Here is a 24,371-nt window from a genome sequence, read left to right as displayed (position 1 = left end):
GCCGTCGGCACTGCCGAGGGGCTTGCCCAGCAGCAGGCGAACGTACTCCGACCCGATGAATCCGGCTCCGCCGGTGACGAGGATCCTCACGGGTCGGGAAGTGTACGCGAAGTTGGGTGCGCTGCGCGGGGCGCGACCCCCCCGCACATCCTGCTTCTGTGCCGCTAGGCTGCCCCGGTGCGTGGAATCCTACTTGCCGGCGGCACCGGTTCTCGGCTCTGGCCGATCACCCGTGCGGTGTCTAAGCAGCTGATGCCGGTCTTCGACAAGCCGATGGTCTACTACCCGCTCTCCACCCTGATGATGTCCGGGGTGCGGGAGATCCTGGTGATCACGACCCCTGACGACCAGGACCAGTTCCGTCGGCTGCTCGGCGACGGCAGCCAGTTCGGGCTGCGGCTGGAGTACGTCAGCCAGGAGCGCCCGGAGGGCATCGCGCAGGCCTTCATCCTCGGCGCGGACTTCATCGGCACGGAGTCGGTGGCGCTGATCCTCGGCGACAACATCTTCCACGGTGGTGGTCTGGGCCGGCAGCTCGCGGCGCACGGCGACCCGGTCGGCGGGCGGGTCTTCGCCTACCAGGTGGCCAACCCGCAGGAATACGGTGTGGTCGACTTCGACGACGCCGGCCGGGTGCTCTCGATCGAGGAGAAGCCGGCCCTGCCGAAGTCCCGCTACGCGGTGCCCGGCCTGTACTTCTACGACAATCGGGTCGTGGACATCGCCCGCAAGCTCACCCCGAGCGCCCGCGGCGAGCTGGAGATCACGGCGGTCAACGAGGTGTACCGGGAGACCGGGGAGCTGTCGGTGACGGTGCTGGATCGGGGCACCGCCTGGCTGGACACGGGCACGTTCGCCTCCATGATGCAGGCGGCCGAGTTCGTCCGGGTGGTCGAGGAGCGGCAGGGCCTGAAGATCGGTTGTGTCGAGGAGGTGGCCTGGCGGGCCGGCCTCATCGACGACGATCAGCTGCGCGCGTTGGCCGCGCCGTTGACCAAGAGCGGTTACGGCGACTACCTGCTCGGTCTGCTCGCCGAGCCGACTGGCCGCCAGGGGGTGGCCTGGTGAAGATCCGGGAGCTGAGCATCGAGGGCGCCTGGGAGATCACCCCCCAGCAGCACGGCGACCCGCGCGGCATGTTCATGGAGTGGTACCGCTTCGACAAGCTCGCCGACGTGGTGGGGCATCCGCTGCGGCTGGCCCAGGCCAATCTGTCGGTCTCCGCCCGTGGCGTGGTGCGCGGCATCCACTTCGCCGACGTTCCGCCGGGGCAGGCCAAGTACGTCACCTGTGTGCGCGGAGCGGTCCTCGACGTCATCGTGGACCTGCGGGTGGGCTCGCCGACCTTCGGCCGTTGGGAGGGCGTCCGGCTGGACGACACCGACCGTCGGGCGGTCTACCTCAGCGAGGGGCTGGGGCACGGTTTCTGCGCGCTCACCGACGACGCCACGTTGAGCTATCTCTGCTCGGCCAGCTACAACCCGACGGGTGAGCACGCGGTGCACCCGCTGGACGAGGAGTTGGGCATCGAGTGGCCCGCCGACGTTCCGTTGCTGTCCGCGCGGGACGACGCGGCGCCGACCCTCGCCCAGGCCCGCGAGAGCGGCCTGCTTCCGGAGTACGACAACTGCCGGCGGTTCGTGGCGAGCCTCGGTCCGGACGGAATGTCGCACTCAACCGGTATGTGACCACCCCCGGGGCACGACCTGTGGTGTGACAGTGACGAACCGGGCCTCCGGGCGGCTAATGTCACACCATGGAGCGGCGAATCTTCGGCCTCGAGACCGAGTACGGCGTCACCTGCACCTATCGCGGGCAGCGGCGGCTGTCCCCGGACGAGGTCGCGCGGTATCTGTTCCGTCGCGTGGTGTCCTGGGGTCGGTCGAGCAACGTCTTTCTGCGTAATGGAGCCCGGCTCTACCTGGACGTCGGGTCGCATCCGGAGTACGCGACACCGGAGTGCGACTCGGTGACCGATCTCGTCGCCCACGACCGGGCTGGCGAGCGGATCCTGGAGGGCCTGCTCGTCGACGCGGAGAAGCGGCTGCACGACGAGGGCATCGCGGGTGAGATCTACCTGTTCAAGAACAACACCGACTCGGCCGGCAACTCGTACGGCTGCCACGAGAACTACCTGGTCTCCCGGCACGGGGAGTTCGGCCGGCTGGCTGACGTACTCATCCCGTTCCTGGTGACCAGGCAGTTGATCTGCGGGGCCGGCAAGGTCCTGCAAACCCCACGCGGCGCGGTCTACTGCCTGTCGCAGCGGGCCGAGCACATCTGGGAGGGCGTCTCCTCGGCGACCACCCGCAGCCGTCCGATCATCAACACCCGCGACGAGCCGCACGCCGACGCCGAGCGCTACCGGCGGCTGCACGTCATCGTCGGTGACTCCAACATGAACGAGGTCACCACGCTGCTCAAGGTCGGCACCGCCGACATCGTGCTGCGGATGATCGAGGCCGGGGTGGTGATGCGCGACCTGTCCCTGGAGAACCCGATCCGGGCGATCCGGGAGGTGTCGCACGACATCACCGGTCGGCGCAAGGTGCGGCTGGCCAACGGCAAGGAGGTCAGCGCCCTGGACATCCAGCAGGAGTACCTGTCCAAGGCGACCGAGTTCGTTGAGCGGCGCGGCGGTGACCAGGCCGCCAAGCGGGTCGTCGAGCTGTGGGGCCGGGTGCTCAACGCGGTGGAGTCCGGTGACCTGGAGCCGGTCTCGCGGGAGATCGACTGGGTCAGCAAGCTGCGGCTGATCGAGCGCTACCAGCGCAAGCACGACCTGCCGCTGTCGCACCCCCGGGTGGCGCAGATGGATCTGGCCTACCACGACGTGCGTCGCGGTCGCGGCCTCTACGGTCTGCTGGAGCGGCGTGGCGAGGTCGACCGGGTGGCCACCGACCCGGAGATCTTCGAGGCCAAGGAGACGCCGCCGCAGACCACCCGGGCCCGGCTGCGCGGCGAGTTCATCCGGCACGCCCAGGAGAAGCGGCGGGACTTCACCGTGGACTGGGTGCACCTGAAGCTCAACGACCAGGCGCAGCGCACCGTGCTCTGCAAGGACCCGTTCCGGGCGTACGACGAGCGGGTGGAGCGGCTCATCGCCAGCATGTGACGGTTCTGCCGGCTCCGGCGGTGGTGTCCGCCGACGGGGCCGGCCTACCGGTGGGCGCACCGGCGCGGCCGGCGCGGTGGCCGGTAAGCTTGGTCCGCCATGACGACTTCTGGACCTTCCGACCGCCCTCAGCGCGGCGCCGAGCGGCAGAACTGGGTCGAACGCCGGCGGGAGAAGATCCGCGCCGAGGTCGACCGTAACCGCCGTGGTGAATACACCGTGCCGACGTGGGTGCTGGCGCTGGCGCTGGTGCTCATCGTCGGCGGCTGGCTGGCCCTGGTCTTCCTGGCCTAACCCCACCCCACCCCCGCGATGCTCGCGTTGATCATGGGGTTATTGCCCTGACACTCCGAGGCGGCGGGCAACAACCCGATGACCAACGGGGCAGAGGGCGGGCGGGGGTTAGGACAGCAGGGTGGCGGCGTGGCGGCCTGCCGCGGCGGCGGCCAGGAAGTACGCGTGATCGGCGTCGAGACCACGGCCCATCGTGGACAGCGGCACGGCGCTGGCGCGCAGCGCGGCGTCGAGACCGGCGGTGGGCACCCGGACGATCCGGTGCCGGGCGGCGAGGGGGGCCAACGACGCGTCCACCTCGGCCGCGAGGGCCGGGTCCAGGTCGTCGGGCACCACCAGCTCCGCCGGGGCGAGGGCCACCCGGCCGTACGCGGTGAGGCTGTGGTGGGACACGCCCCGGTGCCGGGGGCGGGGGTCGGCGTCGGAGATCCGCAGGGAGCCGACCGGCCGTCCACCCAGGGTGGCGATCGCGTTCACCGCCTCACCGACGGCGACACCGGAGAACCCCCACCGGGTGCCGGTGCCCAGGTTGCCGGGACCCTGGGCGACGATGGCCAGGTCGGCGTCGAGCACGTACCTGGCGGCGAGCAGGCCACCGTGCAACGTGGTCGCCTCCAGGTCGCCGCCGAAGGACTGTCCGACGGTGATCGTGCCGGCCAGGTCGGCGCGCAGCCCGGCGAGGGTGCGGGAGAACCAGGCAGGCAGCGCCCCACCATCGGTGAGCAGGTACGCCACCCGCGCCTGCGGGAGGTCGGCCCGGATGCCGGCCAGGATCGCCGGCAGCGCCGAGTGCAGATCGGCGGTGACCACCGGCAGGCCGCCGAGGTCGTCCGCGTCGGCGAGTACCGCGCGGTGCGGGGACGCCTCCTCGTCGACGCCGAGCAGGATCGGCTGCAACGGCGTGTAGCGGGCCTTGACCAGGTGCCCGGCGTCGCGGGTGTCGCCGACCTCCGGGGGGTCCGGCGGCAGTCGGTCCGGCAGGGCCACCACCAGGGCGTACCCGCCGGTGCCCAAACCCATCAGCAGCGCACCGGCGTTGAGCAGCACCCGGTCGCCGGGCTCGGGTGTGCCGACCAACTCCGGGTAGGCCAGCGCCCGCATGCGCGTGCCGTCGGGCAGGTCGACGTCGAGTTCCACCGCCCCGGTCCACTGCCGTCGCAGCGTCGCCACCGTCCCCGTACGCCATCGCACCATGACGGGCACGCTAGCCGCGCGGACCCGACGGCCCGCGCCCGGGTACGGCGGTGGTGGCGGATCAGGTCGGTTCGGGGCCGCCGGCGTCCGGGGTCGGCCCGGCCTGGGTGTGTCGGGCGGTGCCGGTGGCCCCCGGCAGTGAGCGGGTGGGGTCGAGGAAGACGAAGCGAATCTCCGGGTACCGCTCGGTGAGCTGTCGCTCGGCCTCGTCGGCGGTGGCCTCGATCTGCGCGCCGGTGGCCTCGTCGCGGAAGTCGACCTTCGCGGCGACCAGGATGTCCTGCGGGCCGAGTTGCATGGTCAACAGGGTGTCGATGCGCTCCACCTCGGGCAGTCCGGCCAGGTCCTGCTCGATCTCGCGGCGCAGCCGCTCCGGGACGGCCCGGCCGACCAGCAGCGACAGGTTGTTGCCGGCGAGGATCCCGGCGACCGTCAGCAGCAGCAGCCCGATCAGGATCGACGCGACGCCGTCCCACACCTCGTCGCCGGTGGCGTGGGACAGGCCGACGCCGGCCCCGGCGAGCAGCAGACCGATGAGCGCCGCGCTGTCCTCCAGGAAGACCGCCTTGACGGTGGTGTCGGCGGTCAGCCGCAGGAACCGCCGCGGCGTGGTGTGCCAGCGCCGCGCCTCGCGGCGGACCTGCCGCACCGCCCGGGCCAGGGAGATCGACTCGATGACGAACGACACCGCCAGGACGAGGTACGAGACCAGGTAGTCGCCGCTGTGCTGGTGCACCAGGATCGTGGTGACGCCGTGGGTGACGGCGAAACCGGCCCCCGCGACGAAGGTGAACATCGCGGCGAAGAACGCCCAGACGTAGCTTTCCTTGCCGTACCCGAAGGGGTGTCGCTGGTCGGCCGGCCGGGCGCCTCGGCGCAGCGCCTGGAAGAGCAGCACCTCGGTGGTGGTGTCGGCGACCGAGTGGGCGGCCTCGGAGAGCATCGCGGCCGATCCGGAGATCAGCCCGGCGATCAGTTTGGCGATCGCGATGGCGAGGTTGGCGACACCCGCGACGACGACCGTGCCGACGCTTTCGCTCTCCGGCCTGGCCTCCGCCTGCGACATCCGGTCCTCCGCTTGCGACATGAGGATCACCCTATGACCGGAAACGGCGAGGCGTTGGGGGAGGCCGGATCCGAACAAGTGTGCGGCACGCCCGCGTGGGTGCACGTCGCCGGCGTGTCGGCTGCTAGCGTCTACCGGGTGTCGCGGACCCGCACCGAACGCCTGGTCAACCTGGTGATCTGTCTGCTGTCCACGCGACGGTTCCTGACCGCCGCGCAGATCGCCGCGACCGTGCCCGGCTACGAGCACGACCCGGACGACGCGCGCGACCACGAGGCGTTCCAACGCAAGTTCGAGCGGGACAAGGCCGAGCTGCGTGAGCTGGGTGTGCCACTGGAGACGGGCACGGCGAGCGCCTTCGACGCCGAGCCGGGTTATCGGATCGCCCACCGCGAGTACGCGCTGCCCGACATCCTGCTGGAGCCCGACGAGGCCGCCGCGGTGGGCATCGCCGCCCGGCTGTGGCAGCACGCCGGGCTGGCCGCCGCCGCGTCGTCCGGGCTGGCCAAGCTGCGCGCCGCCGGGGTGGACGTGGATCCGCAGGCCACCCTGGGCCTGGAGCCGATGGTCACCGTCGATCCGGCGTTCGCGCCGCTGACGGCCGCCGCCCGGGACCGCCGCGAGGTCGGTTTCGACTACCGGGTGCCCGACCGGGACGCGCCCAGCCGGCGGCGACTGCAACCGTGGGGCGTGGTCTGCTGGCGCGGCCGGTGGTATGTGGTCGGCCACGACCTGGACCGGGCGGCGACCCGCTGCTTCCGGCTGTCCCGGGTGGTCGGCACGGTCCGGGTGACGGGCGTGCCCGGCGCGTACCAGCCGCCGCCGAACGTCGACCTGATCAGCCACGTGGCCCGCTGGTCGGGTCCGGTGGAGCGCACCGGCCGGGCCGCCGTGCTGGCCGCCGCGGGCCGGGCCGCCGGACTGCGGCGCTGGGCCGTGGAGGTGACCACCGGGCCGGACGGCGACCGCCTGGTCCTGCCGTACGCGGACCCGGACGGGTTGGCCGGCCACCTCGTCGGCTACGGCCCGGACGTGCGGGTGCTCGACCCACCGGAGGTCCGCGACGCGGTCATCCAACGACTCAAGGAGATCGCCGTCCGGCACGACGAGCTGGCCGTCACCGGCGGTGCCCGGTGACCCGCCCGGCCGCCCGGGGCGGTTCCCGCGCGTCCGCCGACCGGCTGGCCCGCCTGCTCAACCTGGTGCCCTACCTGCTGGCCCGACCCGGCATCGAGATCGCCGAGGCGGCCGGTGACCTGGGTGTGACCGACCGCCAGCTCCGGGAGGACCTGGAGTTGCTGTGGGTCTGCGGGCTGCCCGGTTACGGCCCCGGCGACCTGATCGACATGGCGTTCGACGGTGACCGGGTGACCATCACCTACGACGCCGGCATCGACAGGCCGCTGCGGCTCACCCCGGACGAGGCCCTCGCGCTGGTGGTGGCGTTGCGGATGCTCGCCGAGACGCCCGGGGTGGCCAACCGGGAGGCCGTCGAACGCGCCCTGGCGAAGATCGAGGACGCTGGTGACCTGGTGGGCGCCCCGGTGGCGGTCCGGCTGCCCGGCGACACCCCGCGGGTCGAGGCGCTGCGGACCGCCGTGAAGGGCGGCCGGGCGCTGCGGATCACCTACTACACCGCCGCCCGGGACGAGACCACCGAGCGCGTCATCGACCCCCTGCGGATGCTGATGGTCGGCGGCCGGGCCTACGTGGAGGCGTGGTGCCGGCGCGCGGAGGCGGTCCGCCTGTTCCGGGCAGACCGGATCGACGCGATCACCGAGCTACCCGAGCCGGCCACCGTCCCGCCGCAGGCCGTTCCGCACGACCTCACCGAGGGTGTCTTCCGCCCCTCGCCGGACCTGCCGCTGATCACGCTGCGCATCGGCCGGAGCGAGCGGTGGATCACCGAATATTATCCGTGCGAGCGGGTCGAGGCCGGTGACGGCGACCAGTGGCTGGTCTCCCTGCGGGTCACCGACCTGGGCTGGGCCCGCCGGTTCGTGCTGGGCCTCGGCCCGGACGCCGTCGTGGTCGCCCCGGCCGAGCTGGCCGAGCAGGTACGAGCGGCGGCGACCGCCGCGTTGGACGCCTACGCCGTGCCCGCCCCCGCCCCCGCGGCCGTGCTTCGGGTGCCCGAGGTCGACGCGACGAGCGAGCCGGCGGGCGACCCGGCGGTGGCCGGCCGTACCCAGTAGGCTGACCGCCGTGCTGATCTGGATCGTGCTCGCGGTGGTGCTGCTCCCGCTCGTGGCGCTCGTGCTGGCCGTACGCCCGGTGCTGACCCGGCTGCCTCGGCTGCGCCGCGCCGCGGTGGCGTTGCAGCGACGGGCCGCCGAGGCCGAGGCGCTGCGGGAGACCGCAGAGGTGTTGCAGCAGCGCGCCGAGGATGTCCAACGCCAACTCGACACCACGTCCCAACGGCTCGCGGTGATCAAGGCCAAGCGCGGCTGATCGCGCCCCGCCGAGCTGGGTGCCCGGCGGCTGTTGACGGATCATCGCGTGTTGGTCGAGACTTCACCCTTCGTGCCGAACCACCCCCACCCGGCGGGTGTCAGGCAGCCGATCCGCACGTACGATGGGCTGCGTACCACCCCTCGGACACAGAGCGACTGGAGCTTCTCATGGGTGCCCTCAAGCCGTGGCACATCGCTGTTCTCGTGGTTGTGCTGATCCTGCTCTTCGGGGCGAAGCGGCTTCCCGACGCTGCTCGTTCGCTGGGTCGGTCGCTGCGGATCATCAAGGCCGAGACCAAGAGCCTGCAGGACGACGACCGCGACCTCGCCGAGAAGGCTGACGCGCAGGCTGGCTACCAGCCGTTGCCGCCGCACGCCGGGCAGCAGGCGCCGTACGCCGGGCAGCCGCAGCAGGCGCCGTACCAGCAGGCGCCGACGCAGCAGCCGGTCGTCGACCCGGTGCACCGCGTCCGCGACAACTGACCGAAGGGCCCCACCACCGTGGCCTTCGCACTGCGCAAACGCGGCCCCAAGGCGTTCGAGCGAGCCGCCGACGGCTCGATGACACTCATCGAGCACGTCCGCGAGCTGCGTAACCGTCTGTTCCGTGCGTCTCTGGCGATCCTGATCGGTTTCGGTTTCGGTTTCTGGCTGGCCGAGCCGGTGCTGCACCTGCTCCAGCAGCCCTACTGCGACCTGCCTCAGGCCAGATATGTCGACGGCAAGTGTGAGTTCGTGCAACTCGGCCCGGCCGACCTGTTCCTGCTCAACCTGAAGGTCGCGCTCTGGGTCGGGTTGATCGTGGCCGCGCCGATCTGGCTCTACCAGCTCTGGGCGTTCATCGCGCCCGGCCTGCACCGGCACGAGCGGCGCTACGCGTACTTCTTCACCGCTCTGGCGGCGCCGCTGTTCGCGGCCGGCGCGGTGCTGGCGTACTTCGTCACGGCCAAGGGCCTGGAGTTCCTGCTCAGCATCTCGGACAGCCAGATCAGCACGACACTGGAGATCACTAAGTACATCTCCTTCGTCACCAACCTGATCCTGTTGTTCGGTGTGGCGTTCGAGTTCCCGCTTGTCGTGCTGATGCTCAACTTCGTGGGCATCGCCAGTGCGAAACGGTTGCTCAGCTGGTGGCGGGTGGCGATCTTCGTCTTCTTCGCGTTCTCCGCCGTCGTCACCCCCACCCCGGACCCGTTCGGGATGACCGCGTTGGCGCTCTGCCTCTCCGCGCTCTACTTCGGCGCGGTGGGTATCGCGTTCATCAATGACAAGCGGCGTGGGCGGGGCAAGGAGATCTACGCCGGCATCGACGACGACGAGGTGTCGCCGTTGGAGTTCGACGCGGACCCGGTCGTGGCCGGGCAGCGGGTCGACTCGGTCGCGCCGATCGGCGTACCCGAGCCGGTCGCCGCACCGGCGCCGATCGAGCGGCGCTACGACGACATGACCTGACGGCCCCGCGCCGCCCGGTCCGCCGACGCCGTCCCCGTTCCCCGGGGGCGGCGTCGGCGCGTTACCGGTGGTGTCCGTGCCTGCCCCCGGGAAACGGTGAGTGTCCGACCGGTACGGTGCTGCCCGTGACCGCAGACGATCACCTGCCCGGCCCGCCTGCCGGTGCCCCGGCCGACCGCGCCCCGCTCCCCGGCGGCCCCGTGGCGGTGCTCGCCAACCCGACCGCCGGTCGGGGGCGGCACCGGGCACTGCTGCCCCGGCTGCTGGACGGGCTGGCCGCCGCCGGCCGACCGGTCCGTGTGTTGTCGGCGGCCAGTCCGGGCGAGGCGGAGGCGGCCTGTCGTGCCGCCGTCGCCGACGGCATCGGCGCGCTTGTCGCGATCGGTGGGGACGGCACCGTGCACCAGGCGATGCAGGCGGTCGCCGGCACCGCCGTGCCGTTCGGTCCGGTGCCGGCGGGGACCGGCAACGACTTCGCCCTCGACACCGGATTTCCCGCCGACCCGGTGGCGGCGGTGGAGGTGATCGTGTCAGCGTTGCGGGGCGGCCGGACCCACGTCGTCGATCTGGCCCGGATGACCGGGGCCGACGGCGCCGAGCGGTGGTTCGGGGCGGTCCTCGCGGCGGGGTTCGACGCGATCGTCAACGAGCGGGCCAACCGGATGCGCTGGCCGCGCGGCCCCCGCCGGTACGACCTGGCGATCCTGGTCGAGCTGGCCCGGCTGCGCCCCCGCCGCTACACGCTGCGCCTCGACGGGGTGCCGCACGACCTCGACGCGGTGCTGGTGGCGGTGGGTAACTGCCCGACGTACGGGGGCGGGATGCGGATCTGTCCCGCCGCCGACCCGACCGACGGGCTGCTGGACGTGGTGGTGGCGGGTCGGGTCAACCGCCGGACGCTGATCCGGGTGAAGCCGCGCATCTACCAGGGCACCCACGTGAGCCACCCCCTGGTGAGCAGCTACCGGGCCCGCACCGTGGAGTTGGCCGCCGACGGCATCGTCACGTACGCCGACGGGGAACGTTCCCTGGAGCTGCCGGTGACGATCAGCGCTGTTCCGGGCGCCGTGCGGCTGCTGCGTTGACCCGTACCGCTCCGATGCTGGCCGTGATGACCAGCACGATGGCGGCGCACTCCAGCAGGGTGAGGGCCTGCCGCAGCACCAGCCACCCGGCGAGCGTGGCGACGGCCGGGCCGAGGCTCATCAGCACCGCGAACGTGGCGGTCGGCATCCGTCGCAGCGCCAGCAGCTCGAGGGTGTAGGGCAGCCCGGAGGCGAGCACCGCGAGGGCGGCGCCGAGCGCCAGCACCGGCGGGTCGAGCAACACCGCGCCGCCGTCCACGATGCCCAGCGGCAGGGTGACGAGCGCGGCGACGGTCAGCGCCAGGGCCAGCCCGTCCGCGCCCGGGAACCGGCCGCCGACCCGGGCGCTCAGCACGATGTACGCGGCCCACATCGCGCCCGCGCCGAACGCGAAGGCCACCCCGGCCGGGTTGAGCCGGTCGAAGCCGCTCTGCCCGAGCAGCGCCACCCCGGCCAGGGCGAGCCCCGCCCAGCCCCAGCTCGCCAGTCGCCGGGCGCTGAACACCGACAGCGCCAACGGGCCGAGCACCTCGAGAGTCACCGTCGGCCCCAGTGGGATGCGGTCGATGGCCTGGTAGAACAGCGAGTTCATGCCGGCCAGCGCCAACCCGAACGCGCCCGCCGCGAGCCAGGCCGACCGGTCGTACCCGCGCAGTCGGGGCCGGCACACGATGAGCAGCAGCACCGCCGCGATGGTCAGCCGCAGGGTCACCGCGCCGGCCACCCCGGTACGCGGGAAGAGCAGCGCGGCCACGGCGGACCCGAACTGCACCGACACCGCCCCGCCGAGCACCAGCCCCACGGCGACGACGCCGCCGCGCCGGGCCGGTGGCGTGTCGGCCGGCGTGGGCGTGGGCAGCAGCGTCTCGGTCACGCGCACGACGGTAGCGGTCGGCTCCGGCTCCCTCGCGGCGGTGTCGACCTGCCGAAATGCGGTCGGCTCACCAACCTGTGGACCGCCGCCGCGGTGTCCAACGTCGGCGACGGCGTCGCCATGGCTGCCGGCCCGCTGCTGGTCGCCTCCGTCACCGACCATCCGGCCTCCATCGCCGGAGCCGTCTTCGGGCAGGGGGTCACTCCTGGGCGGCCTGTTCGCCAGCCTCTGGGGGATCACCACGCCGTTCTGGATCGCCGCCGTGATGATGGCGACGATCACTGTCGTGGCCTGGCGTCCGCTGCGGGCGGCAGCGACCGTCTGACTCCGCTGCCGCTCGGCCCCGAGCTGCTACCGGCGTACGGCTTCTGGTTCCGGCCTGACGGCGCGCGGGTCAGCCCGGCAGGGCGAGGTCGAGCACCGCCCCCAGCCCGTTCTCCCGACCCGGGTCGGCGGTGGGGAGCACCAGCACCGCGCAGCCCGCCGCCACCGCTCCCGCGTCCGCCGGGGTGTCGCCGACCATCAGCGTCTGCTCCGCGTCGACGCCGAGCATGCCGCAGGCCCGCCAGAAGATGGCCGGGTCGGGTTTGCAGCGCCCCACCTCGTACGACAGCACGAACGCGTCGACCAGGTCGGTCAGCCCCCAGGTGTCGAAGTGCGGTCGTACGTCGAAGCCGATGTTGCTGACCACCGCCACGGGTACTCTGGCGGCGCGCAGCGCGGTCAGTGTCGGCGCGGTGTCCGGGTACGGCAGCCAGCCCTGGGCGGTCAGCAGCCGGTCGTAGAGAGCGTCGGCGAAGCCCTCGATGCCGGCGTCGACCGTTTCGGCCAGCCCGGTGTAGGCGCCCCGGTGGGCGTGCTGGTAGAGATCCCGGTCGGCCCACAGCTCAGCCAGTCGCGGTGGCACCCGCGCCGGTAGTGGCCCGCCGGCACGCCCGGCGGTCAGCAGACGGTCGGCAAGTGAGGTGGCCTTGACGCGGTCCAGGGTGACCCCGCACGCCGCCGCGGCCTCCAGCACCCACTGCCGGGGCTCCTCCACCTGGGCCAGGGTGCCGTGGAAGTCGAAGAGCACCGCCTTGACGGGCCGTCGGGACGCCCGGGGGGCGGCGGCCTCGGGGCTGCCCGGCGAACGAGTCTGGGGCGGTTGCGCATGGTCCGGCACGTCGTGCACCCTACCGACCGTCCCAGACGGCCCAACCGGACGGCCTTGTCGGGTGCCCGCTCCCGGCACGCACTAATCTTGGTGCCATGTCGAGCCCCGCCGAGCGGTACGCAGCGGCGCGCCGCCGGGCCGCACAGGCCGCAGAGTTTCCGGCGTTGGACGAGTTCGCCCTCGATCTGGGGTTCGACCTCGACGACTTCCAGCGGGAGGCGTGTCAGTCACTGGAGCGGGGCAGCGGGGTGCTGGTCTGCGCCCCCACCGGGGCCGGTAAGACGGTGGTGGGGGAGTTCGCGGTCCACCTGGCGTTGCGCGGGAGGCCCGACGACCCGGCGCCCGGCGACGACCCGCCGGTCCGGCGCAAGTGCTTCTACACCACGCCGATCAAGGCGTTGTCCAACCAGAAGTACCACGACCTGGTCGCCCGCTACGGTGTCGAACAGGTTGGCCTGTTGACCGGCGACAACGCGATAAACGGTGACGCGCCGGTGGTGGTGATGACCACCGAGGTGCTGCGCAACATGCTCTACGCGGGTTCCAGCACGTTGCAGGGGCTGGCGTACGTGGTGATGGACGAGGTGCACTACCTGGCCGACCGGTTCCGCGGTGGCGTGTGGGAAGAGGTGATCATTCACCTGCCCTCCTCGGTCACCCTCGTCTCGCTGTCGGCGACCGTGTCCAACGCCGAGGAGTTCGCCGACTGGCTGGTCACCGTGCGCGGCGAGACCGCGGTGGTGGTCAGCGAGCACCGACCGGTGCCGTTGTGGCAGCACATGCTGGTCGGCAAGCGGATGTTCGACCTGTTCCACGACGCGGACGCCGCCCGCAAGCACGACGTGCACCCGGAGTTGCTGCGCTACACCCGGGACCAGGTGCGCCGCCTGGAGCTGGGGGAGGGGCGCAGCGCCGGGCCGGGCTCCGGCCGGCGTGGCCCGCGCTGGCGTGGGCCGTTGCGCCCGGACATCGTCGACCGGCTGGACCGGGAGGGTCTGCTCCCGGCGATCCTGTTCATCTTCAGCCGGGCCGGGTGCGCCGCCGCGGTGCAGCAGTGCCTCGCCGCCGGTCTGCGGCTCACCTCGCCCGACGAGCGGGCCGAGATCCGGCGGGTGGTCGAGTCGCGGGTGACCGCGATCCCCAGCGAGGACCTGTCGGTGCTCGGTTACTGGGAGTGGCTCGACGGCCTGGAGCGCGGCCTGGCCGCCCACCACGCCGGCATGCTGCCGGTGTTCAAGGAGATCGTCGAGGAGTTGTTCGTCCGGGGCCTGGTCAAGGCGGTCTTCGCCACCGAGACCCTGGCGTTGGGCATCAACATGCCGGCCCGCTGCGTGGTGTTGGAGCGGCTGGTCAAGTACAACGGTGAGGCGCACGTCGACCTGACCCCTGGGGAATACACGCAGCTCACCGGTCGGGCCGGCCGTCGGGGCATCGACGTGGAGGGGCACGCCGTCGTGGTGTGGTCCCCGGAGACCGACCCACGGCACGTGGCCGGGCTGGCGTCCACCCGCACGTACCCGTTGCGCTCCAGTTTCCGGCCGTCGTACAACATGGCGGTGAACCTGGTCGGCACGGTCGGCGCGGAACCGGCTCGGGCACTGCTGGAGTCCTCGTTCGCCCAGTTCCAGGCGGACCGGTCGGTGGTCGGCCTGGCCCGGCAGGTGCAGCGCAACACCGAGACCATCGAGGCGTACGGCGCGGAGGCCGCCTGCCACCACGGCGACTTCGACGAGTACTTCGCGCTGCGGGTGGCCATCGCGGACCGGGAGAAGGCGATCGCCCGGCAGGGGCAGACCCAGCGCAAGGCGGCCGCGGTGGCGTCGCTGGAGCGGCTGCGCATCGGCGACGTGATCCGGGTGCCGTCCGGCCGGCGGGCCGGCCTGGCCGTCGTGCTGGACCCGGCGACCGGCGGGTTCGGTGAGCCCCGGCCGCTGGTGCTCACCCAGGACCGGTGGGCCGGGCGGGTCAGCCCCGGTGACTTCACCACGCCGGCCGAGGTGCTGGCCCGGATCCGGGTGCCCAAGCACTTCAACCACCGTTCACCGGGCGCCCGGCGGGATCTGGCCGCCGAGGTCAGCGGCACCGGCCTGGACCGGCACGGCGGCCGGCGGGGTGGCCGTTCCCGGCAGGCGGCCGGCGACGATCACCAGATCGCCCAGCTCCGCACCGAGTTGCGTAACCACCCCTGCCACGCCTGCCCGGAGCGGGAGGACCACGCCCGCTGGGCGGAGCGCCGGCGGCGGCTGGAGCGCGACACCGAGGAGCTGCGCGAGCGGGTTTCCGGGCGGACCGGGTCCCTGGCGCGGACCTTCGACCGGATCGTGGCGCTGTTGACCGACCGCGGTTACCTCGCTCGCGACGGCGCGGTCACCGACGCCGGCCGGATGCTCGGTCGGATCTGGACCGAGGCGGACCTGCTGGTCGCCGAGTGCCTGCGCCGGGGGGTGTGGGACGGCCTGTCGCCGGCCGAGTTGGCCGCCGCGGTGTCGGTGGTGGTCTTCGAGGCGCGTCGCGACGTCGACGAGCGGGCGTCGTTGCCGCGGGGGCCGGTGGCCGACGCGGTGGACGAGACCGTGAAGCTCTGGGGCGAGATCGAGGCCGACGAGGCCACGCGAGGGCTGACCGCGACCCGGGAGCCGGATCTGGGCTTCGCCTGGCCCGTCTACCGGTGGGCCCGGGGCGAGGCGCTGGCCAAGGTGCTCGGCAGTGGTCACGAGATCGACGGCGAGATGCCCGCCGGTGACTTCGTCCGGTGGGCGCGGCAGGTGGTCGACCTGCTCGGTCAGCTCGCCGACTCCGGCGGCGCCTCGCCGGAGTTGCGGTCCACCGCCCGGCAGGCGATCGCGGCCGTCAACCGGGGCGTGCTGGCGTATCACACCACCGCCTGATCGTCACATTCAGTCACGATCGCCGTCGAATCAACGCTTCGGACAGTCACCGCGACAGCACCCCCCGAATAGCTGGGGGGCACTGTTGCGCCTGATCACGCCACCCCTGATCATTGCCGAGCGCCTTCGTTGACGCGCCGGTAACGATCGGGGAGAAGACCGCTGTGGCGGATATCAATCACTTTGAGTACGGGTGGATCACACCCGCGTTGAGTTACGCGTTGTCCGTGCTCGGCTCGGTCCTCGGGCTGGTGTGCGCGGGGCGCATCCGTACCGCGCGCACGACCGGCCAGCGGGCCTGGTGGGGTCTGCTGGCGGCCTGGGCGCTCGGCGGCACCGCCATCTGGGCGATGCACTTCATGGCCATGCTGGGCTTCGCCGTCGAGGGCACCCGGATCCGCTATGACGTGCCGCTGACCGCGGCGAGCACGGCCATCGCCGTGGTGGCGGTCGGTATCGGCCTGGCCATCGTGGGCACCGGCCGGTTGAATCCGGTACGTCTGGTCGCCGGTGGCATCTTCACCGGCGCCGGGGTGGCCTCCATGCACTACACCGGCATGGCGGCCATGCGCCTCAACGGCAGCCTCGGCTACGACTCCCTCCGCGTCGTGCTCTCGGTGGTCATCGCTGTCGTGGCGTCCACCGTCGCGCTGTGGCTCGCGATGACCGTTCAACGAGGGCTGGCGATCTTCGTCTCCGCGCTGGTCATGGGCATCGCCGTGAACGGGATGCACTTCACCGGGATGAGCGCCCTGTCGGTGCACCGGCACGAACGCGTGGGCGGGGTGACCGGCGCCCAGGTGAGCACCCTGCTGGTGCCGATCATGGTGGCGGTGATCTTCGGCGTCGTCGGTCTGCTCTACGCCCTGCTCGCCGCCCCGACCGACGACGACCGGGCCGCCGCCGCGTACCTCGATGGGCGACGGGTCCCGGAGCCGGCTGCCGCGTCGACGCCCGCCGCCGCCCCGGACCCGGTCGGGCTGCGCGCCCGCTCCACCCTCGGTCAGCCGGGCACCCCGTTCCCGTCCCGCCGGGACACCCCACCCCGCTGATCGGGGCGCGGCACGGCCGATGCGGGGTCAGGTCGTCGGCCGGCCGCCGTCGATCCGGAGGGTGGCCAGCAGCCCGGGGTGGTCGGTCGTCCCGTGCATCGGCACCGACCTGCGGCAGCAGAGGCCGATGTCGGTCGTCGCCACGACGTGTTGCCGCGCGCCGTCGTCGATCCGCTGGTGCCCGGGCGCTACGCAGGAGCGCACGTCGGGGTCGCCGCCGGCGCGCAGGTTGAGGTCGCCACTCAGCAGGACGGGCACGTACCCGCTCCGCCGACGGATCGGCGGCAGGATCGTGTCGAGCAGGTGGCGGCACTGGGCGAGCGCGACCGCGTAGCCGGTGGCCGCCAGATGTGTGGTGCAGGCGAGCAGGACCGCGTCGACGTCGACGCAGAGCCAGGCTCGTTCCTCGGGGTCCGCGAGGTCCTGCGTCGGGTGGATCCCGCGGTACACGGCAGGCGCGGTGTCCGGCGCCCGCGCCCGCGTCAGTAGTCCCACGCCGTACGGTTGGCCGTTGCGGCAGCGCGTGTCGCCTCCGCTGGGGCGGTCACCGGCGGCCTGGAACGCGGAGACGACCCGCCGCCCGGTGTGCACCGTCGCGAACACCCGCTCCAGGACGGCCACATCGTCCCGGCAGATCTCGTTGAGGGTGACCAGGTCGGGCGCCTCGGTGCCGATCACCTCGGTGGCCCGTGGCAGGGATCGGCCGCTGAAACACGCGGCGCGGCCGCTGTTGCAGAGGTTCATCTGGAGCACCCGCAGGACCGTCGGCCCGGTGCGGTCCGCCGGGCTGGCCGGCGGCGGCCCGGCGGGCAGTGCGGCGGCGGCGAGCAGACAGCCGACGGCCAGGGCGCGACGCAGAAGGCGGTGCGAGCGGGGGTCGGCCACGCGGGCTCCGGGTGCAGAGGGCGGCAGTCGTCGCCGAGGTGCCCGTGATCCTACTGACTGCCGGCCCTCGCCGCCGGGGCGGCCGAGGGGGCACCCGCGGTGCGCGTACCCCCTCGGTCCACCTCAGCGGGCGCGGACCGCGACGACGGTGTACGGCGTGGTCGGGGTCGGTGGCGTGGTGAAGCGGCCGTTGGGCAGGTAGAGCCGGCCCAACGCCTCGGCGACGGTGGTGGGCACGTCGAAGTTCGGGTCGGTGATGGTGCCGCTCACCGTTCCCCTGGTGCCCGCGTGGTTGAGCGTGGCCACCGCGATCGTGTTCAGGCTGTTCTGCACGACGTGGAGCGTGCGCCCGCGCAGCAGCAGCCCGTCGCCGTTGGTGAAGGTGTAGCCGGGCACGTCCACAACGGTGGTCGCGCCGGTCGCCGGGTCGACCCGGTACAGCGTCCCGGTGTTGGACTGCACGACGATCAGCGCACTGCCGTCCGGTGTGGTGGTGATGCCGTTGAGGTTCACGCCGGTGCCGACCTGCTGGTACGCCCCGGTCAGGGCGATGGTGGTGAAGCTGTCGGCGGGCGGCAGGGCGCCGCCACGACCGAGCGGCAGCCGGTAGAGCACCGGCCGGTTGGAGTCGGTCAAGTACGCGGCGTCGCGGGTCAGGATGACGTCGTTGACGAACGTCGGGGTGGTGGCGAACTGGTAGCGCGCCAGCACCTCACCGGTGCGGGTGTCGAGCACGCGGGCGTCGCCGGCGGTGCCCCCGGCGACGAAGAGCCGGCCGCGTGGGTCGATCTTGAGGCCGAGCGACGGGGTGCCGGTGGGTGCGCCGATCGTCGTACCCCGGCCGGTGACCAGGTCGACGCGCTGGATGGCGCCGGTGGCGCGGGAGCCGACATACGCGTACCGGCCGGCGGTGGCGATGCCCTCGGGTGCGAACCCGTCGGGCAGGGCGAGGACGGTGGGCAGCCGCCCGGCGGGGTGTGCCTGCGCGGGCGCGACGGCGAGGCAGGTCAGGAGGGCGGCGGTCAGGGCACCGCCGAGCGCGGCCCGAAGAGGTCGGTTCACTGTGCTCCTTCCGGGCGGACCGCGGCACGGGCCGACAGATCCACCACGATCACTGGGGCCAGGACCCTGCCACTGTACGACCGCCCGCTCGCCCGGCGTCGCCGGCGCGGTCCTTGAGGTGACCGCGCCGGCGCGCCGGCGAGCTGGGCGGATCGTCAGGCGTTGCGGACCAGCCGCCAGCGGTTGTCCGCGCTGCCGTTGTCCGAATCCTGCACCGCCTGCGCACCCATCGCGGTCGAGGCGTTCAGGATGGCGAGCAGCTTGTTGCTGTTGACGTTGCGGATCTTGTAGGTCCCGTCACCGTTGTCGACGAGGATCCACCGGTGGTCGGCGGTGCCGTTGTCCGCCCACTGCAGGACCCGGGCGTTGTCGGCGGTGGACATGTTCTCCACACCCAGCACCTTGTTGCTGTGGACGTTGCGGAACCGGACCGCGTTGCCGTCGGTCACGACCACCCAGTTGTGGTCGGCGGTGCCGCTGTCGCTCCACTGCACGGCCAGACCACCGTCGGCGGTGGACATGTTCTGCACGCCGAGGACCAGCCCGGTGCCGACGTTGACCAGGCGGTAGCTGCCGGTGGGGCCGCCGCTGCCGCTGGTGTTCCAGTAGACCGTGTAGTTGTAGCCGTGGGCGTCGTAGAAGGGGGCGAGGTTCACCGTGGACCCGTTGGCGCTGGCGGTGAACGCGAGCGAGCTGGTGCTGGTCCGGGTGATCGAGGAGACGGTGAGGGTGGGCAGGGTGCTCAGGGCCGTGTTGCCGTAGTTGCCGGCCAGCACCGTGGGGCCGTAGGTGACCGCTCCGACGTTGGCGTTGTCGTTGGCGGCCTTGACGGCGACCTGCATGGGCAGCCGCACGGTGATGGTGTCGCCCGCGGCCCAGGTGCGCGTGACCGTGGCGTAGCTGCCCGGGGTGGCGGTGACGTTCTCCACCGTGCCGTTGACGGTGATCGTCGCGCCGCTGGTCCAGGACGGGATCCGCACCCGGATGCTCCAGGAGCCGCTCATCGAGCCGGACAGGGTCAGCGTGGTGGTGTCACTGACCGGGAAGCTGGTGGTCTGGGTGACCGTGATGCCGCGCTGGGTCCAGTTCAGCACCGACGGCGTGAACAGGTTCACGCTCAGCGTCGTGCCGTTGTAGAAGTAGATGGAGTCCATCAACCTCGTGTTGATCTCCAGGCCGGTGCCCTGGCAGCACCAGAACGAGTTGTAGTCGGTGCTCCAGGTGCCGCCACCCCACGCCGGGCCCACGCCCCGACGGCCACCCGGCCGCAGCGGGGTGAAGTAGGTGATGTGGCCGCGGCTGTCGGCCGGGTTCTGTCCGCCGATCAGGTGGTTCATCAGCGCGCGCTCGTAGAAGTCGAAGTAGTCCGCCCGGTTCGGGTCGAGCAGCCACAGCTCCCGGGTCAGCTTGAGCATGTTGTACGTGTTGCACTGCTCGCAGGTGTCGTTGGTGAGGTAGCCGGCGATCGCGTTCGGCGGCCGGAAGTGCTCCGCCTGGCTGTTGCCGCCGATGACGTAGGTGTGCGCGCCGACGGTGATGTTCCACGCGTTGCTGGCGATGGTCCGGTAACGGGTGGTCCCGGTGGCCTTGAACTCCCGGGCCGCGCCGATCCACTTGGGCACCTGCGTGTTGGCGTGCTTACCGTTGAGCTGGTCCTGGCCGGAGGCCAGCGGGTCGAAGATGCCGGCGTGGTCGAACCGCTGTGCGGTGGCGAGCCACCGGCTGTCACCGGTCTGCTGGTAGATGTCGGCGAGCACGTCGTTCATGCCCCCGAACTCGGTGCCCAGCATCGACTGCATCTGGCTGGAGCTCAGCCGCGACGTCCGGGTGTCGACCCAGCCGGCGAGGGACAGCAGCACCGTACGGGCCTGCGTGTTGCCGATGTAGCGCCAGACGTCGAGCAGCCCGGCGAGGGTCTTGTGGATGCAGTAGTAGGGCACGTTGCCGTTGGACAGCGTCCGTGCCTCGAGCGCGTTGAAGTCGGACTCCGGGAAGCCGGAGAGGTAGCCCGCGCCGAAGCCGGCGGCACCGTTGTTCGCCTGGCACTTGGCCAACTCGGCGACCATGTAGTTGGCCTTGTCCCGGCAGGTGGTGTCGCCCAGCACCGCGTACGCGTACGCCCACGCGCTCAGGAAGTGGCCCTGCATGTGGGTCCGGAACGGGAAGTTCGGCGCGTCCCAGCCTCCGTTGGTGGCGGCGCCGTTCGTGGACAGCCGGTGGTTGGCGCGGAAGTTGTAGAGCATCCGGTCGACGTCGACGAACCGCAGGTAGTTGAGCGTCCGCGACTGGTTGTCCATCCAACGGCCGGAGGTCAGCCGCACCTGACCGAGGTCGAACGCGTACGCCGAGACGCCGATGTCCGCCCGGACCGGCGGGACGACGGCGGCCGCGGCGCTGCCGGCGACGAGGGTGGTGCCGGCCGCGGAGACCACCGCGGTGGCACCGGCGGCCTGAAGGAGGTGGCGGCGGCTGAGGGGCAGGGATGGCATGGGAACCTCCGGGAAATTCGGTACGGGGACGGGTGCGCTACGGGGTGGTGCGAACGGTGGCGTGCTGCCGGTCGGCGGTGCGTGAGCTGCCGCGGTGCGCGTCGGTGCTGGCGGTCGTCGGCGCGGCGACGGCGGCGCTCGGAAGACTCGGCGCGCCGCCGGCGGTGGCAGCGGCGCACCGGGCGCCCTGGGTGAACGTGCGTCGAGTCAGCGGCACGGTAGGCGACCTTTCCGAGGCGCGGGACGGGTGTGGTGGCCGCCCGAGCGGTGGTCGGGGGCCGGCTGGCGGCGGCGCATCGATGGCGGCGGGTCGTCAGCGAAAAACACGCACGGCGGGTGCGGTGGTGGTGGAGCAGGGTCGCCGTGGACGCGATGGGCTGCCCGGAGGCCTATCGCGGCACATCGATGTGATCGCTAACATAGTTGGTCGTTAACACGCCCGCAACCCCCGAGTGCGCCGCGCCGATCGCCCTGCCGCGTCGCTCCGGTGGCAGTACGCCGTGAACCCTGGTCGGCGACGGTCGAGGGGATCGCCATCGGTCCGGAATGGACGCGGATGGGGCTTCTGGCCACCAGAAGATAACAGCGCGTAACGGGCAGTCGATGCCGGCGGGCGGTGACCACCCCGTTGACGTCGGCTGCACGGCTCAGTACGTTGCATCGTAAATCTTGGATGTCATCGTCGCTACATCCTTGCGGCGATGTCGTTACGACGGGCGCTCCGCATCGCCCAAAAGTCCAGGTCAACCGCCGAGGAAGGCGTCGACGATGATCTGTTAGCGCTAACACGGGTGCCGCCCATGCTCCTGCACACGCGCACGGTGCAGCTCGTTCGACCGGCAATCCGGGTGGCGGTGACTCGTCGACTCGACGCGGACCTCGCGCACAGCGCACTCTCTCTGGGAGTAATCGTGAAGGTGAGAACTCGAGCCACCACCACCCCCACCACCCACGGGCTCAGGCGCGCCGTCGCCTGGCTGGCGAGCCTCGTCTGCGTCCTCGCACTGGTCCCGGCCAGTGCCGCCAAGGCGGACAATCCGATAGTTCAGCACGTGTACACCGCTGATCCGGCCCCGATGGTCCACGACGGCCGGGTGTACCTGTACACGGGTCATGACGAGGACGGGTCGACGTATTTCACGATGCGTGACTGGCGGGTGTTCTCGTCGGCGGACATGGTGAACTGGACCGATCATGGATCGCCGATGAGTCTGGCGACGTTCGCCTGGGCGGATGCCAACGCGTGGGCCGGTCACGTGGTCGCGCGCAACGGGAAGTTCTACTGGTACGTGCCGGTCCGGCAGCGGTCGAACGGACAGATGGTGATCGGCGTCGGCGTGGCGGACAGCCCGACCGGGCCGTTCCGCGACGCGCTCGGTCGGCCCCTGGTGGGCAACAACGAGATCGACCCGAACGTGTTCGTTGATGACGACGGGCAGGCGTACCTGTACTGGGGTAATCCGGGTCTGTGGTACGTCCGGCTGAACGCGGACATGATCTCCTACTCGGGCAGCGTGACGCGGATTCCGTTGACGACCGCGGGGTTCGGCACCCGGACGGGGAACGCGACTCGGCCGACCCTGTACGAGGAGGGGCCGTGGGTGTTCAAGCGCGGCGGGTTGTACTACAACGTGTTCGCGGCGGAGTGTTGTTCGGAGTTCATCGCGTACTCGACGGCTCCCGGTCCGACCGGGCCGTGGACGTACCGGGGGACGATCATGCCGCGGCAGGGCGCCAGCTTCACCAATCACGCCGGAGTCGTCGACTTCAACGGTGGCTCGTACTTCTTCTATCACAACGGGGCGTTGCCCGGCGGAAGTGGTTACACCCGGTCGGTGGCGGTGGAGCGGTTTTCCTACACCTCCACCGGGATGTTCCCGACGATCACGATGAGCACGACCGGTGCGCCGCAGGTGGGGACGCTGAACCCGTACGCGCGCCAGGAGGCCGAGACGATCGCGTGGGGCTCGGGGATCGAGACGGAGGCCGCCAGCGAGGGCGGTATGAACGTCGGGTGGATCGAGAACGGCGACTACGTCAAGGTCAAGGGCGTCGCGTTCGGCGCGGGCGCGACGTCGTTCACCGCACGGGTCGCCTCGGCCACCAGCGGTGGGCGTATCGAGGTCCGCCTCGACAGTGCCAGCGGCCCGGTCGTCGGCACCTGCACCGTGGGCGGCACGGGCGGCTGGCAGACCTGGGCCAGCACCACCTGCGGGGTCACCGGCGCCACCGGCACCCATGACCTGTACCTCCGCTTCGCCGGCGGCAGCGGCAACCTGTTCAACATCAACTGGTGGCAGTTCGGAGGCACCGGCGGCAGCGGCACCGCGCTCACCAACGGTGACGTGGAGAACGGCACGACCGGCTGGGGTGTGCACGGCAGCGGGACACTCGCCCGGAACACGTCGGTCGCCCACGGCGGCAGCGGGTCGCTGTCGATCACCGGCCGGACCGCGGCGTGGAACGGCCCCGGCCAGGACGTGACCTCGAAGCTCACCAACGGCAAGAGCTACACCACGAACGTCTGGGTACGGGCGCAGAGCGGCACGCCGTCGGCCAAGGCGACCCTGTCGCTGACCGCGAACGGTACGACGAACTACGTCCAGCTCACCCCGGCCGTGGGGGTGAACGTCAACGGCTGGACCCTGCTCACCGGCACGACGACCGTGTCGTGGAACGGCACGCTGTCCAACGCGACCTTCTACGTCGAGACGGCGGCGGGCACCGACAGCCTCCTCATCGACGACGCCTCGTTCCAGTGACCGGTGCTGCCGGAGCCGTCTGCGGACGGCTCCGGCAGCACAGCCCCGGCCGGGATGACCGGAGCGGCCCGCCCGCGACAGCGGATCGTTACGACTTGACGAACGGCATGTTATCGCTCACAGTCGATGTTTGAGGGCGGCCGCACCTGTGGTTCACCGGGCGAGCCTGCTGGTCGCACCTCGGAACTCGACGTCCGCCCAGGGCATGCCGGACGTCGTGTCGGGGTCTCCCACCACCGGTGCCGTGCTGGCGACCGGGCTCTCGTTCGTCCTGGTGTCGCCACCGCGAGCCGACCCGTCTCCATCACCGAACCACCACAGACAAGGAATTCGCATGAATCACAAGAGAGTCCTGCGATTGGCGGTGACCGTCGCTGCCACCGGCGCACTCGCCGCCGGCATGACGATGACGCTGACCTCCACGGCCAGTGCCGGCACGACCCTGAAGGCGTCGGCGGCCGAGAAGGGCCGCTACTTCGGCGCTGCCGTCGCGGGGCAGAAGCTTTCCGACAACGCGTACGTGACGATCCTGAACCGCGAGTTCAAC

At 71.7% G+C, this 24,371-nt stretch carries 22 protein-coding genes and 2 pseudogenes; 15 read left to right on the top strand and 9 right to left on the bottom strand.

Annotation, left to right across the window (positions count from 1 at the left end; translation table 11 throughout):
- Positions 1 to 90: NAD-dependent epimerase/dehydratase family protein (locus ACFYPM_RS31980; protein WP_387204081.1), on the bottom strand; the 90-nt coding region annotated here is incomplete at its 3' end.
- Positions 91 to 177: 87 nt separating this feature from the next.
- Between ACFYPM_RS31980 and rfbA the strand changes: the two genes are divergently transcribed.
- The 4 genes from rfbA (at position 178) to ACFYPM_RS31960 (ending at position 3,409) form a co-directional block, all read left to right on the top strand.
- Positions 178 to 1,068, top strand: a complete 891-nt coding sequence (gene rfbA / locus ACFYPM_RS31975) for a glucose-1-phosphate thymidylyltransferase RfbA (RefSeq protein ID WP_387205073.1) — start codon at positions 178 to 180, stop codon at positions 1,066 to 1,068.
- Positions 1,065 to 1,688 (top strand): dTDP-4-dehydrorhamnose 3,5-epimerase, encoded by a 624-nt coding sequence (gene rfbC / locus ACFYPM_RS31970; protein ID WP_387205069.1) that lies wholly within the window; start codon positions 1,065 to 1,067, stop codon positions 1,686 to 1,688. Before rfbA ends, rfbC begins: the two co-directional genes overlap by 4 nt.
- A gap of 68 nt (positions 1,689 to 1,756) precedes the next feature.
- The gene (pafA, locus tag ACFYPM_RS31965) at positions 1,757 to 3,115 is read left to right on the top strand and encodes a Pup--protein ligase (RefSeq protein ID WP_124816920.1); all 1,359 of its coding nucleotides are present in this window, start codon (positions 1,757 to 1,759) and stop codon (positions 3,113 to 3,115) included.
- A 99-nt stretch (positions 3,116 to 3,214) separates the two neighbouring features.
- Entirely contained in the window at positions 3,215 to 3,409 is a 195-nt protein-coding gene (locus tag ACFYPM_RS31960; RefSeq protein WP_387205066.1) for a hypothetical protein, read from the top strand.
- Between the two features lie 108 nt (positions 3,410 to 3,517).
- On the opposite strand, the gene ACFYPM_RS31955 is transcribed toward ACFYPM_RS31960, so the two are convergent.
- Together ACFYPM_RS31955 and ACFYPM_RS31950 are read right to left on the bottom strand one after the other, a co-directional pair.
- On the bottom strand, positions 3,518 to 4,603 hold the full coding sequence (locus ACFYPM_RS31955) for a DUF3866 family protein (RefSeq protein ID WP_387205063.1): 1,086 nt from the start codon (positions 4,601 to 4,603) through the stop codon (positions 3,518 to 3,520).
- Between the two features lie 61 nt (positions 4,604 to 4,664).
- Complete coding sequence (locus ACFYPM_RS31950; protein WP_387205060.1) at positions 4,665 to 5,690, bottom strand: cation diffusion facilitator family transporter; 1,026 nt, start codon at positions 5,688 to 5,690, stop codon at positions 4,665 to 4,667.
- A 117-nt stretch (positions 5,691 to 5,807) separates the two neighbouring features.
- On the opposite strand from ACFYPM_RS31950, the gene ACFYPM_RS31945 reads away from it, so the two are divergent.
- The 6 genes from ACFYPM_RS31945 to ACFYPM_RS31920 all read left to right on the top strand — a co-directional run bounded on the left by ACFYPM_RS31945 (position 5,808) and on the right by ACFYPM_RS31920 (position 10,659).
- Positions 5,808 to 6,806, top strand: coding sequence for a helix-turn-helix transcriptional regulator (locus tag ACFYPM_RS31945; RefSeq protein ID WP_387205085.1), 999 nt, complete (start codon positions 5,808 to 5,810; stop codon positions 6,804 to 6,806).
- Positions 6,803 to 7,864 (top strand): helix-turn-helix transcriptional regulator, encoded by a 1,062-nt coding sequence (locus ACFYPM_RS31940; RefSeq protein WP_387205057.1) that lies wholly within the window; start codon positions 6,803 to 6,805, stop codon positions 7,862 to 7,864. The genes ACFYPM_RS31945 and ACFYPM_RS31940 overlap by 4 nt, the downstream gene beginning before the upstream one ends.
- Positions 7,865 to 7,874: 10 nt before the next feature.
- On the top strand, positions 7,875 to 8,120 hold the full coding sequence (locus tag ACFYPM_RS31935) for a hypothetical protein (protein ID WP_357249610.1): 246 nt from the start codon (positions 7,875 to 7,877) through the stop codon (positions 8,118 to 8,120).
- 170 nt (positions 8,121 to 8,290) lie between these two features.
- Positions 8,291 to 8,605, top strand: a complete 315-nt coding sequence (tatA, locus tag ACFYPM_RS31930; RefSeq protein ID WP_355031473.1) for a Sec-independent protein translocase subunit TatA — start codon at positions 8,291 to 8,293, stop codon at positions 8,603 to 8,605.
- Positions 8,606 to 8,623: 18 nt separating this feature from the next.
- Positions 8,624 to 9,574, top strand: coding sequence for a twin-arginine translocase subunit TatC (gene tatC, locus ACFYPM_RS31925; RefSeq protein WP_387205052.1), 951 nt, complete (start codon positions 8,624 to 8,626; stop codon positions 9,572 to 9,574).
- A 143-nt stretch (positions 9,575 to 9,717) separates the two neighbouring features.
- Complete coding sequence (locus tag ACFYPM_RS31920; protein ID WP_387205082.1) at positions 9,718 to 10,659, top strand: diacylglycerol kinase family protein; 942 nt, start codon at positions 9,718 to 9,720, stop codon at positions 10,657 to 10,659.
- Here the strand turns inward: ACFYPM_RS31920 and ACFYPM_RS31915 are convergent.
- Complete coding sequence (locus ACFYPM_RS31915) at positions 10,622 to 11,539, bottom strand: DMT family transporter (RefSeq protein WP_387205079.1); 918 nt, start codon at positions 11,537 to 11,539, stop codon at positions 10,622 to 10,624. The genes ACFYPM_RS31920 and ACFYPM_RS31915 overlap by 38 nt on opposite strands.
- Positions 11,540 to 11,581: 42 nt before the next feature.
- On the opposite strand from ACFYPM_RS31915, the pseudogene ACFYPM_RS31910 reads away from it, so the two are divergent.
- Positions 11,582 to 11,728, top strand: a pseudogene (locus ACFYPM_RS31910) (MFS transporter); the annotation flags it as partial.
- A gap of 199 nt (positions 11,729 to 11,927) precedes the next feature.
- On the opposite strand, the gene ACFYPM_RS31905 reads toward ACFYPM_RS31910, so the two are convergent.
- On the bottom strand, positions 11,928 to 12,695 hold the full coding sequence (locus ACFYPM_RS31905) for an HAD family hydrolase (protein WP_387205049.1): 768 nt from the start codon (positions 12,693 to 12,695) through the stop codon (positions 11,928 to 11,930).
- Between the two features lie 86 nt (positions 12,696 to 12,781).
- Between ACFYPM_RS31905 and ACFYPM_RS31900 the strand changes: the two genes are divergently transcribed.
- Complete coding sequence (locus ACFYPM_RS31900) at positions 12,782 to 15,574, top strand: DEAD/DEAH box helicase (RefSeq protein ID WP_387205046.1); 2,793 nt, start codon at positions 12,782 to 12,784, stop codon at positions 15,572 to 15,574.
- 164 nt (positions 15,575 to 15,738) lie between these two features.
- Positions 15,739 to 16,626, top strand: coding sequence for an MHYT domain-containing protein (locus ACFYPM_RS31895; RefSeq protein ID WP_387205043.1), 888 nt, complete (start codon positions 15,739 to 15,741; stop codon positions 16,624 to 16,626).
- Positions 16,627 to 16,653: 27 nt separating this feature from the next.
- Here the strand turns inward: ACFYPM_RS31895 and ACFYPM_RS31890 are convergent, their stop codons facing one another.
- The 4 genes from ACFYPM_RS31890 to ACFYPM_RS31875 form a co-directional block, all read right to left on the bottom strand.
- A complete protein-coding gene (locus tag ACFYPM_RS31890) occupies positions 16,654 to 17,511 on the bottom strand; it encodes an endonuclease/exonuclease/phosphatase family protein (RefSeq protein WP_387205040.1) in 858 nt (285 codons plus the stop codon).
- Positions 17,512 to 17,634: 123 nt separating this feature from the next.
- Positions 17,635 to 18,573, bottom strand: a complete 939-nt coding sequence (locus ACFYPM_RS31885) for a superoxide dismutase (RefSeq protein ID WP_387205037.1) — start codon at positions 18,571 to 18,573, stop codon at positions 17,635 to 17,637.
- Positions 18,574 to 18,728: 155 nt separating this feature from the next.
- Complete coding sequence (locus tag ACFYPM_RS31880) at positions 18,729 to 21,062, bottom strand: beta-L-arabinofuranosidase domain-containing protein (protein ID WP_387205034.1); 2,334 nt, start codon at positions 21,060 to 21,062, stop codon at positions 18,729 to 18,731.
- 37 nt (positions 21,063 to 21,099) lie between these two features.
- Entirely contained in the window at positions 21,100 to 21,279 is a 180-nt protein-coding gene (locus tag ACFYPM_RS31875; RefSeq protein ID WP_387205031.1) for a hypothetical protein, read from the bottom strand.
- A 760-nt stretch (positions 21,280 to 22,039) separates the two neighbouring features.
- Between ACFYPM_RS31875 and ACFYPM_RS31870 the strand changes: the two genes are divergently transcribed.
- Together ACFYPM_RS31870 and ACFYPM_RS31865 are read left to right on the top strand one after the other, a co-directional pair.
- On the top strand, positions 22,040 to 23,824 hold the full coding sequence (locus ACFYPM_RS31870; protein WP_387205076.1) for a family 43 glycosylhydrolase: 1,785 nt from the start codon (positions 22,040 to 22,042) through the stop codon (positions 23,822 to 23,824).
- Positions 23,825 to 24,158: 334 nt separating this feature from the next.
- Positions 24,159 to 24,371 (top strand): annotated as a pseudogene (locus tag ACFYPM_RS31865) (1,4-beta-xylanase); the annotation flags it as partial.

Origin of the sequence: Micromonospora sp. NPDC005203 (genome assembly GCF_042872705.1) — a bacterium.
GTDB lineage: Bacteria > Actinomycetota > Actinomycetes > Mycobacteriales > Micromonosporaceae > Micromonospora.
This window is presented reverse-complemented; position numbering and strand designations above follow the sequence as displayed.